Raw genomic sequence first — 13452 nt, forward strand, 5'->3', positions numbered from 1 at the left:
CGACCCGGTCGGACTGCTGGTCACTGACGTTCCTTCCCCGTTGACCTGTGGCCACCCGGATGCTACACCTAGGCAACGCATTTTGCGCAACGTCCGTTGCAAGATACGCAACCGAGGTCCCAGATGAACAGCAACGCCGCTCTCACCGCCGCCGTCCGAGCCGGGCGCGGCGAACGGATCGACTGGCGCTTCCGCGCTCTCCCCCCGGCACTGTCCGGGCTCACTCTCGACGAAGCCGCGGCCCGCCGCGCGAAGCTCTTCGACGACGGCTTCTTCGGTCCGTTCGTGGCGCTCGACGCCGACGCCATGGAGCACAACCTCGCCACCATGGCCCGCTGGTGCGCCAAACGCGGCATCGCGCTCGCGCCGCACGGCAAGACGACGATGGCTCCGCAGCTGTTCGCCCGGCAGCTGGACCACGGCTCGTGGGGCATCACCGCGGCGAACGCCGGGCACATGCGGATCTACCGCGCGTTCGGCGTGGCGCGGATCCTGCTCGCGAATCAGCTCGTGGACCCGTCCGCGCTGCGCTGGCTGGCCGGCGAGCTGGCGGCGGATCCGGATTTCGAGTTCGTCTGCTGGGTCGACTCGGTGCGCAGTGTCGAGTTGATGACCGAGGCGCTCGCGGGTGCCGAACGGCCGGTCGATGTGCTGGTGGAGCTGGGCGGAGAAGGCGGCCGCACCGGGGTCCGTGACGCGGCGACCGCGCTCGCTGTCGCCGAAGCGGCGGCGAAGAGCCCGGTGCTGCGCCTGCGAGGCACGGGAGGGTACGAGGGCGCGCTGTCGCACCACACCGACGAAGCCGCGCTGGCGAAGATCAGTTCCTATGTGGACAGTCTGCGGGACGCGACGATCACCTTCGCGGAGAAGGGTTTGCTCGCCGACGGTCCGGTGTACGTCACCGCGGGCGGCAGCGCGTACTTCGACCGCGTCGTGGACGAGCTGACCAAGCCGTGGCCGGACGGTCTCGAAGTGGTCCCGATCCTGCGCAGCGGCGCGTACCTGACCCACGACGACGGCTTCTACCGCGAAATCTCGCCGCTCGGCGAACACCGGCGCATCACTGGCGTCGACAGCTTCCGTCCGGCGCTGCACGCATGGGCGCAGGTCACGTCGAAGCCGACACCGGAGCTGGCTCTGCTCACCGCGGGCAAGCGCGACCTGCCGTACGACGAGGGCATGCCCGAACCGCAGCTGCTGCGCAAGAACGGCGTGGTCACCGAACTAACCGGGCACAGCGTTCCGAAGCTCAACGACCAGCACGCGTTCCTCGAGCTTCCCGAAGGATCGCCGGTCGAGGTCGGCGACTGGGTGCGGCTCGGTCTCTCGCACCCGTGCACGACTTTCGACAAGTGGTCGTTGCTCCCGGTTGTCGACACTGACGGTGAGACAGTGGTCGACTTCGTGCGGACGTGGTTCTGATGGACACCGTGATCCGCGGCGCACGAGTCGCCGACGGAACCGGGGCCCCGCTGGAAATCCGCGACGTCGGGATCACCGGCGACCGCATCGCCGACGTCGCCGCGCCGGGAGAACTGACCGCGCCGCGCGTGCTCGACGCGACCGGGCAGGTCCTCTCCCCCGGCTTCATCGACATGCACTCGCATTCCGACCTGCAGGTGCTCGCCAACCCGGACCACCTCGCGAAAATCAGCCAGGGCGTGACCACCGAGGTGCTCGGCCAGGACGGTCTGTCCTACGCGCCGGTCAACGACGAAGTGCTCGCGAGCCTGCGCCAGCAGCTCGCCGGATGGAACGACGACCCGGCGGGCTTCGACTGGAACTGGCGCTCGGTCGGCGAGTACCTCGACCGGCTCGACCAGGGCATCGCGACGAACGCCGCGTACCTGGTCCCGCAGGGCACGGTGCGGATGCTGGTGGTGGGCTGGGAAGACCGGCCCGCCACCGACGCCGAACTGGCCCGGATGCGGGAACTGATCGCGACCGGTCTGGAGGAAGGCGCGTTCGGTCTGTCGTCCGGGCTCACCTACACCCCCGGGATGTACGCGACCACCGAGGAACTGGTCGAGCTGTGCCGCGTGGTCGGCGAGCGCGGCGGTTACTACAGCCCGCACCACCGCAGCTACGGCGCGGGCGCGCTGGAAGCGTTCGCGGAGATGGTCGACGTCTCCCGCCGCTCCGGCTGCCCGCTGCACCTCGCGCACGCGACGATGAACTTCTCCGTCAACAAGGGCAAAGCCCCGGATTTGCTGCGCCTGCTGGACAACGCGCTCGACGACGGCTGCGACATCACCCTCGACACGTACCCGTACCTGCCCGGCGCGACCTACCTGTCCGCGCTGCTGCCCAGCTGGTCCACCGAAGGCGGGCTGGAACCGACGCTCGCCCGGCTGTCCGATCCGGACACTCGCGAACGCATCCGGGCGGAGATCGAAGAGTCCGGTTCGGACGGTGCGCACGGCGTGCCGATCGACTGGGACGCCATCGAAATCAACGGCGTCCGCCGCGAGGAGAACGCCGCACTGGTGGGGCACAGCGTCCTCGCGTCCGCGCGCAAGAACGGGAAACCCCCGGCGGAGCTGTATTTCGACACGCTGATCGACGAAAAGCTCGGCACCTCCTGCCTCATGCACGTCGGGCACGAGGAGAACGTGCAGGCGATCATGCGGCACCGCACGCACACCGGCGGCTCGGACGGCCTGCTGGTCGGCGCGCGGCCGCATCCCCGCGCGTGGGGCACCTTCCCGCGGTATCTCGCCCGCTACGTCCGCGAACTGGGCGTTCTCGAACTGGCCGACTGCGTCGCGCACCTCACCGGGCGCGCGGCACGACGGCTGGGGCTGCCGGACCGGGGCCTCGTCCGGCCCGGTTACGCGGCCGATCTGGTGCTCTTCGACCCGGACACGGTCGCCGACACCGCGACGTTCGACAATCCGCGGCAGCCCGCCGCGGGCCTCTCCCACGTCTTCGTCAACGGCGTCGCCGCCCTCGAAGACGGAACCCCCACCGGCGCGCTCGCCGGGCATTCCCTCCGCCATCCCGGGAGTCGACGATGATTCACTGGCTGCAGACCAGCACGGCCGGTCTGCTCACGCTCGCCGCGGTGTCCATCGCGGTGCTGCTTTTCCTCATCATCAAGGTCAAGGTCGAACCGTTCATCGCCTTGATCGTGGTGGGCCTGCTCACCGCGCTGGCCGCGGGCGTGCCGGTCGGCACCCTGGTCGGCACCGCGCAGAAGACGTCGGATTCGCTGCTGGAGAAGGGCTTCGGCAGCATTCTCGGGCACATCGCGGCGATCATCGGGCTCGGCACGCTGCTCGGCTCGATCCTGGAGAAATCCGGCGGCGCGCGCGTGCTGACCGCGGCGTTGCTGCGGACGTTCGGCGAGAAACGCGCTCCGCTCGCGATGGGCCTGTCCGGTCTCATCTTCGGCATCCCGGTGTTCTTCGACATCGGCATTTTCGTGCTCGCGCCGCTGGTTTACGCCGCGGCGAAGCAGGGCGGCCGCTCCATCGTGCTGTACGCGATGCCGTTGCTGGCCGGGCTTTCCATCACGCACGCCTTCATCCCGCCGCACCCGGGGCCGGTCGCCGCGGCCGGGCTGCTGCACGTCGATCTCGGCTGGCTGATCCTGATGGGCGCGGTCTGCGGCATCCCGGCCTGGTTCATCGGCGGCATCCTGTACTCGACGTGGATCGGCAAGCGGGTGAATGTGCCGCTGGCCGAGGATTTCGCGAAACTCGCCGGGGAGGACGGCGAGCAGGAGGGTCCCGCGCCGTCGCTCAAGCTGGTCGGCGGGATCATCGCGGTGCCGCTGGTGCTGATCCTCGTCGGCACGTTCGGCAGCATCCTGCTGCCCAAGGGATCCACTGGCGCGGGCATCGCGGCGTTCCTCGGCACCCCGGCCATCGCGCTGACGATCGCGACCCTGCTCGCGTCGTGGCTGCTCGGCCACCGCCGCGGGATGAGCGGCGCGGATCTCGCCCAGCTGTCGGCCACCGCACTGCGCCCGGTCGCGATGATCCTTCTCGTGGTCGGCGCGGGTTCGTTCTTCGGCGCGGTGCTGTCCGCGACCGGCATCGGCAAGGCGGTGGCCGGTTCCCTCGGCGACGCCGGGCTTCCGGTGCTGCTGGCCGCGTACATCATCAGCTGCGGCATGCGCATCGCGCAGGGTTCCGCGACCGTCGCGATCGTGACCACGAGCGGCATCGTCGCGCCGACGGTGATGGAACTGCATTATTCGCAAGCACAATTGGCGCTGCTCGTGGTCGCGATCTCGGCCGGGTCGATCATCGCCTCGCACGTGAACGACGGCGGATTCTGGATCGTGTCGCGGTATTTCGGGCTCACCGTGACCCAGACGCTGAAAACCTGGACGGCTTTGGAAACAGTCCTTTCCTTGAGCGGTTTCGGTGTGGCAGCATTGGTGATGGCATTGGTCTGAACCACATCGGCACAGGTTCCGGGGGTATTCGATGACCGCGATTTCCCGCCGCACGTTCGTCGGAGCAGTCGGCGCGGCCGGGGCCGCCGCCGTGGTGGGCGCACAGCTCGCCACGGCAGCGTCCCGGCCGCGCGCGGCCACGACGGTGTACGTCGGCAGCTACACCACCAGCTCACCGTCCGGCCACGGGCTCGACGTCACCCAGCGAGCCGCGGGAAGCCCCGCGCTCACGCCGGTGCGCACGGTTCCGAAGCTGACCGACGTCTCCTGGTTCGACCGGACTCGCGACGGCCGGATCCTGTACGTCACCAACGAAAACGAGGGTGCCGAGACCGGAACGGTGTCCGCGCTGGACATCTCCGACCCGACCCGGCCGAAGCCGCTCGGGTCGGTGTCCTCGCAGGGCGGTTCGCCCACGCACCTTTCGGTGCACCCGAGCCAGAAGTACGTGCTGGCCGCCAATTACGACTCCGGCAGCGTCGTGGTGCTGCCGATCAAGTCCGGCGGCAACCTCGGCGCGGCGACTGATCTGCAGCAGCACCAAGGCAAAGAGCCGCACGCGCACCAGGTGGTCACCGACCCGTCCGGGAAGTGGGTGCTCACGGTCGACCTGGGCACCGACTCGGTGTACGTCTATTCGTTCGACACCGGCAAGGGAAAGCTGAAGCTGCACCAGCAGATCACCCTTCCCGCCGGTGCGGGACCGCGGCACCTCGCGTTCCACCCGAACGGCGAATTCGCTTACGTCGCCCAGGAACTGCGGCCGGAGATCACCGTCGCCAGCTGGGACGCCGCCACCGGCACGTTCAAGCCGATCGCCGTGGTGCCCGCGGTGCCGCCGGGCAGCACCGGCGACCTGTTCCCCGGCGAGATCGCCGTGTCGCGCGACGGAAAGTTCGTCTACGCCACCGTGCGCGGCCCGAACACCATCGACACGTTCACTGTCGCCGACGGCGGAGCCAAGCTCACGCTGGTCTCCTCAGCGCCGTCGGGCGGCAACTGGCCGCGGCACCTCGCGCTGGACCCGGGCGAAAACTGGTTCTACGTTTCCAACCAGCGCTCCGGCACTGTCACCTGGCTGCCGCGCGACCCGGCCACCGGCCTGCCCGGCAAGTCCGCGGGCTCGCTCGCGATCCCGAACGTCAACTCTGTCTTCTTCGTCTGAGAAAACCGGGGCTGTCACGCCGCACAGCCCCGTCTTTTCCGGTCTCCGACCGGTCCCCGCGACAGGAGTCACCGATGAAGCTGCGCTCTGTCCTGCCCGCTGTCGCCGCGCTGGCGTTGCTCGCCGCGTGCGCACCCGCTCAATCCGGCCCGGCCGGCGCCGGCGGAAACCAGACCGACGGCACGCTCCGGGTCTGGCTGTTCGACGAAGCGAACCGTGCGCCGAAGGAGGCCGCGGTCAAGGAAGCGAGCACCGAATTCGAGGCCAGCCACGCCGGCGTCAAGGTCGACGTGCAGTGGGTCCCGGTCGAAGGCCGGGCGGACAAGTTCTCCGGCGCGTTCAACGACCCGGCCAACGCCCCCGACGTCGCCGAATTCGGCAACACCGACGTCGCCAGCTACGCGCAGACCGGCGCGCTGTCCGATCTCGCCAAGGACATCTCGAACTGGTCGGACGGCAAAGACCTGCTTCCGTCCGTGGTGGACACCGCGAAGGCCAACGGCAAGATCTACGGCATTCCCTGGTACACCGGCATCCGCGCGTTGTACTACCGCACCGACGTCTTCGCCGAACTCGGCCTCAAACCGCCCACGACGCTCGCCGAACTGACCGACGACGCGCGCAAGATCCGCGCCGCCAAACCGGATCTGTACGGCATCGCCACCGGCGGCAAGTACACCTACGCGATGCTTCCGTTCATCTGGGCCAACGGCGGCGATCTGGCCAAACAGGACAATGGCAAGTGGACGTCCACTGTGGACTCACCGCAGGCCAAGGCAGGCGTCACCGCGTACGCGAACCTGATCAAGGACGACATCTGCCCGCCCGCTGCCTGCGCCAACCTCACCGGCACGCAGAGCGTGACGGCGTTCGCCGGCGGCAAGGCCGGCATGGTCATCGGCGGCGACTTCAACCGCAAGGCCGTCGAAAAGGGCGCGGTCAAGGGCAAGTACGCGATCATGCCGCTGCCCGGCACCACGCCGAACTCGGTCGCGCCCGCGTTCGCCGGCGGCAACCTGCTCGGCGTGTTCGGCGCGAGCCAGCGCCACGGTCTCGCGGTGCAGTTCGCCGAACTGCTGGCCGGCATCAAGTACCAGGAGAAGATGTACGCGGCTATGGGCAACCTGCCCACCCTCGCGTCGGTGCAGAAGAAGCTCGCCGCCAGCGACCCGACGCTGAAGGCGTTCGTGGACACCCTCGCCGCGGGCACGAAGTTCGTGCCCAGCACCCCGGCGTGGTCCAAGATCGACAGCCAGAACGTCCTGCCCACCGCCGTGCAGCAGATCGCGACCGGCGGCAAGGACGCGAACGCTGCGCTGGCCGACGCGGCCGTGGCGATGAACAAGAACTTCGGCTGACCCGTGGCCGCAGTCCGTTCCGCGACCGTCCGCCGCGACGGCCGCGCGGCCGTGAGGTACCTGCTGCCGGCGGGCATCCTGCTCGGCGCGCTGCTGGTGTACCCGATCTACCAGCTGGTCGTGATCTCGCTCTACGACTACGGCCAGCCGCAGGCGGCGGGCGCGGCCCCGCTGGTGTTCCTCGGCCTCGACAACTACGCGAACCTGCTCGCCGACGCCCAGTTCTGGACGGTTCTCGGCAAGACGATCGGGTTCGCCGCCGCCTGCGTGCTCGGCAGCCTGGTTGTCGGCACGGCGCTCGCCGTGCTGGCGAGCCGGGTCCGCGCGCTGCCGCGCACGCTGCTGTTCCTGGCGGCGCTCGGCGCGTGGGCGACCCCGGCGATCGCCGGCTCGTACGTCTGGCTGTTCCTCTTCGACACCGACTTCGGCCTGGTCAACGAGGTGCTGTCGGGCATCGGCTTCAGCGGGATGGCGCACCACTCCTGGACGTTCGGCACCTTCGGCACGTTCGGGCTGGTCGCCGCCGAGGTGATCTGGTGCTCGTTCCCGTTCGTGATGGTCACGATGTACGCCGGGATCAGCGGGGTGCCGAAGGAGACGCTGGAGGCGGCGGCGCTCGACGGCGCGTCGGTCTGGCGCACCTCGTGGTCGGTCGTCCTGCCCGCGGTGCGGCCGCTGCTGACCATCGCGACCGTGCAGTCGATCATCTGGGACTTCAAGGTGTTCACCCAGATCTACGTGATGACCAACGGCGGCGGCATCGCCGGCCGGAACCTGATCCTGAACGTCTACGCCTACCAGCAGGCGTTCGCCGGGCAGGAGTACGGGCTCGGCTCGGCGATCGGGGTCGTGATGACCTTGCTGCTGCTGTCGATCACCGGGCTCTACGTCCGGTCCCAGCGCCGGAGTGCCGCATGGCTGTGAAAGTGCGCCGCCCGGCGCGGCTCGTCGCTGAAATCGTCACCGTGGTGATCGCCGGGATCGTCGCGTTCCCGCTGTACTGGATGGTGCTCTCGGCGTTCAAACCGGCCGGCGAAATCCAGTCGGCGCATCCGAAACCGTGGACGTTCGCGCCGTCGCTGGACAGTTTCCAGCGCGTGCTCACGGTTTCCGGATTCGGTCGGTACTTCCTCAACAGCCTCGTGGTCGCGGTGGTCGTGGTGCTGCTGTCCCTGGTGCTGTCGTTCCTTTCCGCGGTAGCGCTCACGCGATTCCGGTTCCGCGGCCGCGGAGTGCTGCTGGTGATGCTGCTGGTGGCGCAAATGGTTCCGGTGGAAGCGCTGACCATTCCGCTGTTCTTCCTGATGCGCTCGGTCGGCGGCACGGTGCCGGCGTTCGGGCTCAACGAACTGGGCTCGCTCGTGCTGGTGCATCTGGCGTTCAGCCTGCCGTTCGCGATCTGGATGCTGCGCGGGTTCGTCGCCGCGGTGCCCGCCGAACTGGAGGAAGCGGCCACTTTGGACGGTGCGTCGCGGATGCGGTTCACCTGGCAGATCCTGTTCCCGCTCGTCGCGCCCGGGCTCGTGGCGGTGAGCGTGCTGGCGTTCATCCACGCGTGGAACGACTTCCTGTTCGCCAAGACGTTCATCATCTCCAAGACCGAAAACCAGACTCTGCCGCAGGCGATCCTGGTGTTCTTCAAACCGGAGGACACCGACTGGGGCGCCGTGATGGCCTCGTCCACCCTGATGACGATTCCCGTGCTGGTGTTTTTCGTGCTGGTGCAACGGAGACTCGTCGGCGGGACGGCCGGGGCGGTGAAGGGATGACCATGTCCGGTTTCGACGCTCTCCTCCCCCGTCCGGTGTCCGCGGAGCCGGGGCCCGGCAGCTGTCCGTGGCCCGCGCCAGTGGAGGTGCGGACAGCCTGGGGTCTCCCCGCCGAGGGCTACCGGCTCACGATCGCTCCCGACGGCGTCACGCTCGAAGCAGCCGACGCCGCGGGCGAGTTCTACGGCCGCCAGACCCTGCGTCAGCTGGCCGGTCCGGACGCGTTCCGTGCCGCGTCGATCCGCCATGGACCGGTCCAGCTGCCGTGCGGGACGATCACCGACCATCCGCGCTTCGCCTGGCGCGGCTGCCTTTACGACGTGGCCCGGCACTTCCGGACGAAGGCCGAGGTGCTGCGGTTCGTCGACCTGCTGGCCGCGCACAAGCTGAACGTCCTGAACCTGCATCTCACCGATGACCAGGGCTGGCGGATCGAAACGCCGGAGTTCCCCCGGCTCGCGGCCGTCGGCGGCTGGCGGACATCGTCGATGGTCGGCAGGCACGACGGCCCGGAACGCGACGGCCGGCCGCACGGCGGTTACTACACTGTGGACGATCTGCGCGAGATCGTCGCCTACGCCGCCGCGCGAGCCGTCACCGTGGTGCCCGAAGTGGACATTCCCGGACACGCCCGAGCCGCTATCGCCGCGTACCCCGAGCTCGGTCCAGCCACCGAAACCCCTTGGGAGGTCTGGACTTCCTGGGGCATCAGCACGTCGTTGCTGGACCCGTCGGAGTCCACTCTGGACTTCTTCCGCGCGGTCTTCGACCACGTGCTGGACATCTTCCCGTCCCCGGTGATCGCGCTCGGCGGCGACGAGGTGCCCGGTGCCACCGAGGCGCACCACCGGTTCGTCCGGGCGATCGCCGGCCACCTTGTCGCCCGTGGCCGCACGCCGATGGGCTGGGACGAGGTCCTCGACGGCGGCGACCTGCCGCCGATGGTGATCGGCGTGTGGCAGGACCGCGAACGCGCCTCGCTGGCGGCGAAGGCCGGGCACGACGTGGTGCTCTGCCCCGAGGACGGGGTGTACCTGGACCACCGGCAAAGCGACCACCCGGACGAACCGATCCCGGTCGGGTACTTGCAGGATCTCGAGCACTTCTACGGCTTCGAGCCCGAATCCGGACCGCACGTGCGCGGGATCCAGGCGCAGCTGTGGTCCGAACACCTGGACACCGTGCGGCGGACGGACTACGCGGCCTTTCCGCGGCTGTCCGCGTTCGCCGAGGTCGCGTGGAGCAGCGGACCGCGCGACTACGCGGAATTCCTGCCCCGGCTGCGGGACCACCACCTGCCGCGCTTGGACGCGCTCGGCGTCGAATACCGGCCGCTGGATGGACCGCGTCCGTGGCAGACCCGGCCGGACGCCCCGGGACGACCCCGCTGACCGCACTCCCGGCCGGAAGTGCGGTCCTCCTTGACCTGCTTTCGACTTCGCCAGGACGAGGATGGTCTCGCGCGCCGCGATGAAATCCTCAGCGAAGCCGTATAGGTCGTTATACGCCAGCCGGGCCGAGGAACATCCCGCCGGTCGCGTCGATGACCTGTCCGGTGACCCACCGCGAGTCCGCCGAGGCCAGGAACGCCACCACGTCGGCGATATCAGCCGGTTCAGCGACCCGCCGGAGCGCGGACGCCGCCGCCGTCCCCGCGCGCATCCGCTCGTCAGCGAACATAGGCGCGGTGCGGTCGGTCGGCGTCGGGCCGGGAGCCACGCCGTTCACCGTGATCCCCCGCTGGCCGAGTTCCTGCGCCAGGCTGCGGGTGAACACGTCGAGCGCGCCCTTCGTCATGCTGTAGGCCAGCTCGAACGGCAGCGCGATCCGCGTGTCCGCCGACGAGATGTTGACGATCCGGCCGCCGTCCCGCAACACCGGCAACAGGCGCTGCACCAAGAAGAACGGTGCTTTCACGTTCACCGCGAACACCCGGTCGAAGTCCTCCGTAGTCGCCGTCGTGATCGAACCGGCGCCGGTCGCCGCGTTGTTGACCAGGATGTCGAGCGCGACCTCGCCGGTGCGTTCGCGCAGCTCCGACGCGAGCCGGTCGAGCAGCGTCGCCGCGTCGCCGTCGGTGCCCAGCGTCGCCTGCACCGCGAACGCCTGCCCACCGTTCGCTTCAATCGCCGAGACAGTCTCCTTGGCCGCCGCTTCGTCGCTGCCGTAGTGCACGGCGACCAGCGCGCCGTCGTGCGCCAGCCGCGTCGCGATGGCCCGGCCGATGCCCTTGCTGCCGCCGGTGACCAGTGCGATCTTCTGCGTCATTTCTTGCTCCCCTGAGCGGTGTGAACTTCGATGTCCACACCTTCGGGGAGCCCGCTTACCGTCCGCGCACGAAGCGCTGACGGGCTCAGCCAGGCTTCAGGCGGTACCAGACTTCCGGCCGCCCGACCTGCCCGTATCGCGGTTCGCGCTGGGCCAGCCCGTTGTCCGCCAAGTACTCCAGGTACCGCCGCGCGGTGACCCGGGACGCGCCGATCGCACTGGCCGCACCACCGGCGGACAGTCCTTCGCCGGCCCCGGCGAGCGCGTCGGTGATCGCGTCCAGCGTCTCGGCGCTCATGCCCTTCGGCAGCGGCGCGGCCTCGGTGGTGCGCAGGGTGCCGAGCGCGCGATCGATCTCCGCCTGCCCGGTGACCTCGCCGGACGCCTCGCGGAAAGACGCGTAGCGCTCCAGTTTGTCCCGCAACGACGCGAACGTGAACGGCTTCAGCAGGTACTGCACGACCCCGACCGAGACGGCTGCCTTGACCAGCGCGAGATCGCGCGCGGACGTCACCGCGATGACGTCGATCGGCAGCCCGGCCGCACGCAGCGAACGGCAGACGGCGAGGCCGTGCGTGTCCGGCAGGTAGAAGTCCAGCAGGACCAGGTCGACGGGTTCGCGCTCGCAGAACCGCAACGCCTCCCCGCCGGAATGCACCACACCGGCGACGACGAACCCCGGCATCCGCTCGACGTACAGCCGGTGCGCCTCGGCCGCCACCGGCTCGTCTTCCACCACCAGCACCCGGATCACGCCGGCACCTCCTGCCTCGGCAACCGCACGGTGAACACCGCGCCGCCGTCCCGGCCGACGTCGATGGTGCCGCCGTAGCGCCGGACCGCCTGCACCACCAACGCCAGCCCGAGCCCGTGGCCGTCCCCGGCCTTCGTCGACCAGCCGCGGCGGAACATCTCACCCACCGCTTCCTCGGGCACGCCCGGACCGTTGTCCGCGACGCGCAGCAGCAAACCGTCCTCTTCGGACCGCGCGGTGACCACCACCGAGGGCCGCGCGCCGGATTCCCGCACCACAGCGTCGATTCCGTTGTCGATCAGGTTGCCGAGGATCGTCACCAGGTCGCGCCCGGCGACGCCGGGGCCGAGGTCGTCGATCATCGTGTCCGGCGTGATCGTGAATTCCACGCCGCGTTCGCTCGCCTCCGCGGCTTTGCCGAGCAGCAGCGCGGCCAGCACCGGTTCGGCGACCGCGGTCATCACGCGGTCGGTGAGTTCCTGCGCCAGCGCGAGTTCGGCGGTCGCGAACTCCACGGCGTCCTCGGGGCGGCCCAGTTCCACCAGCGACACGACCGTGTGCAAGCGGTTCGCGGCTTCGTGCGCCTGCGACCGCAGCGCTTCGGCGAGGCTGCGCGCGGTGGTCAGCTCGCCGGTGAGCGTCTGGAGTTCGGTGTGGTCGCGCAGGATCACGACGGTGCCCTGCGCGCGACCGCCGGAGCTGACGAGCGTCGTGCTCACGACCAGCACCCGCGAGTCCGTCAGGTGCAGTTCCTCGGTGCGGTTTTCCGGCGCGGTGAACGCCGCCGTCAGCTCGGGCGACAACCCCAGCTCGGCGAGCGGCTTCCCGGCCGGGTCGCCGGTCAGCCCGAGGAGCGTGCGGGCGCCGTCGTTGCACAGCCCGACCCGGCCGTCGCGGCCGACCAGCAGCACGCCCTCGCGAACCGAATGCAGCACGGCTTCGTGATACTCGAACAAATTGCTCAGCTCGGCCGGCGCGATGCCGCGCGTCTGCCGCTTCAGCCGCGCGCTCACCAGCCAGCCCCCGCAGGCGCCCACCAGCAATACCGCCGCCGCGACGCCGAGCAGCGGCCAGACGCGGTCCTGCAGCTCGGCCGAGATCGCCGCGATCGTGATGCCCACCGCGACGAGCGCGACGACCCGGTGGTTCGCGTCGAACACCGGCACCACCACGCGCACCGACGGACCGAGCGAACCGGTGTAGGTCTCGGACACGACGCCGCCCCGCTGCGCCGCTTCGATGTGCCCGAGGAACCGCTGCCCGATCAACGCCGGATTCGGGTGCGTGTAACGGATTCCCTGTGGCGACATGATCGTCACGAAGTCCACGCGCGTGTCCGCGAGCACCCGCTGCGCGTAGGGCTGCAGCGTCGCGGTCGGGTCGGCGGTCGCCGCCGCCCGCGCGACGTCCGGCGCGTCGGCGATGGAACGGGCCACCGCGAGCGACTGCTCCCCGGCCCGGTCGGTCGTAGTGCGCCGGGCGTCCAGATAGGCAATAGTGATCCCGCCGGACACGAGCACGAGCAGGATCGCCAGCTGCAGCACCAGCAGCTGCCGGGCCAGGCTCCAGCGGCTCGTCCGGATCCGAGGTGTCGGGGGCACCCGCCCATACCAGCACACGCGCGGGCCCGGCAACACTCCGGCGCCGCTCCCGGCAAGTCCACACCGGACAGTTCCGCCGCGAACTCAATGAACACAACGGTGACGCCGGTCATATCCGCCCCGCATAGTGAC

General features: G+C 69.7%; 11 protein-coding genes. 8 read left to right on the forward strand and 3 right to left on the reverse strand.

Annotated elements, in window-relative coordinates:
* The first annotated feature begins 123 nt into the window (after positions 1 to 123).
* The 8 genes from H5411_RS26525 (at position 124) to H5411_RS26560 (ending at position 10088) form a co-directional block, all read left to right on the forward strand.
* Positions 124 to 1422, forward strand: coding sequence for an amino acid deaminase (locus H5411_RS26525; protein ID WP_101439374.1), 1299 nt, complete (start codon positions 124 to 126; stop codon positions 1420 to 1422).
* Positions 1422 to 3017: an N-acyl-D-amino-acid deacylase family protein gene (locus H5411_RS26530; RefSeq protein ID WP_101439373.1), complete on the forward strand. Its 1596-nt coding sequence runs from the start codon at positions 1422 to 1424 to the stop codon at positions 3015 to 3017. Before H5411_RS26525 ends, H5411_RS26530 begins: the two co-directional genes overlap by 1 nt.
* Positions 3014 to 4405, forward strand: a complete 1392-nt coding sequence (locus H5411_RS26535; RefSeq protein ID WP_101439372.1) for a GntP family permease — start codon at positions 3014 to 3016, stop codon at positions 4403 to 4405. Before H5411_RS26530 ends, H5411_RS26535 begins: the two co-directional genes overlap by 4 nt.
* Before the next feature lie 31 nt (positions 4406 to 4436).
* A complete protein-coding gene (locus H5411_RS26540) occupies positions 4437 to 5570 on the forward strand; it encodes a lactonase family protein (protein WP_101439371.1) in 1134 nt (377 codons plus the stop codon).
* A gap of 74 nt (positions 5571 to 5644) precedes the next feature.
* Positions 5645 to 6928 (forward strand): extracellular solute-binding protein, encoded by a 1284-nt coding sequence (locus tag H5411_RS26545; RefSeq protein ID WP_183125371.1) that lies wholly within the window; start codon positions 5645 to 5647, stop codon positions 6926 to 6928.
* Positions 6929 to 6931: 3 nt separating this feature from the next.
* Positions 6932 to 7852, forward strand: coding sequence for a carbohydrate ABC transporter permease (locus H5411_RS26550; RefSeq protein WP_183125372.1), 921 nt, complete (start codon positions 6932 to 6934; stop codon positions 7850 to 7852).
* A complete protein-coding gene (locus H5411_RS26555; protein ID WP_183125373.1) occupies positions 7843 to 8697 on the forward strand; it encodes a carbohydrate ABC transporter permease in 855 nt (284 codons plus the stop codon). Before H5411_RS26550 ends, H5411_RS26555 begins: the two co-directional genes overlap by 10 nt.
* A 2-nt stretch (positions 8698 to 8699) precedes the next feature.
* Positions 8700 to 10088, forward strand: a complete 1389-nt coding sequence (locus tag H5411_RS26560) for a beta-N-acetylhexosaminidase (protein ID WP_183125399.1) — start codon at positions 8700 to 8702, stop codon at positions 10086 to 10088.
* A gap of 109 nt (positions 10089 to 10197) precedes the next feature.
* On the opposite strand, the gene H5411_RS26565 is transcribed toward H5411_RS26560, so the two are convergent.
* The 3 genes from H5411_RS26565 to H5411_RS26575 form a co-directional block, all read right to left on the reverse strand.
* Positions 10198 to 10965: an SDR family oxidoreductase gene (locus H5411_RS26565; RefSeq protein ID WP_101439367.1), complete on the reverse strand. Its 768-nt coding sequence runs from the start codon at positions 10963 to 10965 to the stop codon at positions 10198 to 10200.
* Between the two features lie 85 nt (positions 10966 to 11050).
* Positions 11051 to 11719, reverse strand: a complete 669-nt coding sequence (locus H5411_RS26570; protein WP_101439366.1) for a response regulator — start codon at positions 11717 to 11719, stop codon at positions 11051 to 11053.
* Positions 11716 to 13320, reverse strand: coding sequence for a sensor histidine kinase (locus H5411_RS26575; protein WP_167442063.1), 1605 nt, complete (start codon positions 13318 to 13320; stop codon positions 11716 to 11718). The genes H5411_RS26570 and H5411_RS26575 overlap by 4 nt, the downstream gene beginning before the upstream one ends.
* Between the last annotated feature and the right edge of the window lie 132 nt (positions 13321 to 13452).

It is taken from the genome of Amycolatopsis echigonensis, from assembly GCF_014174495.1.
In the GTDB taxonomy this organism is placed as follows: Bacteria; Actinomycetota; Actinomycetes; order Mycobacteriales; family Pseudonocardiaceae; genus Amycolatopsis; species Amycolatopsis echigonensis.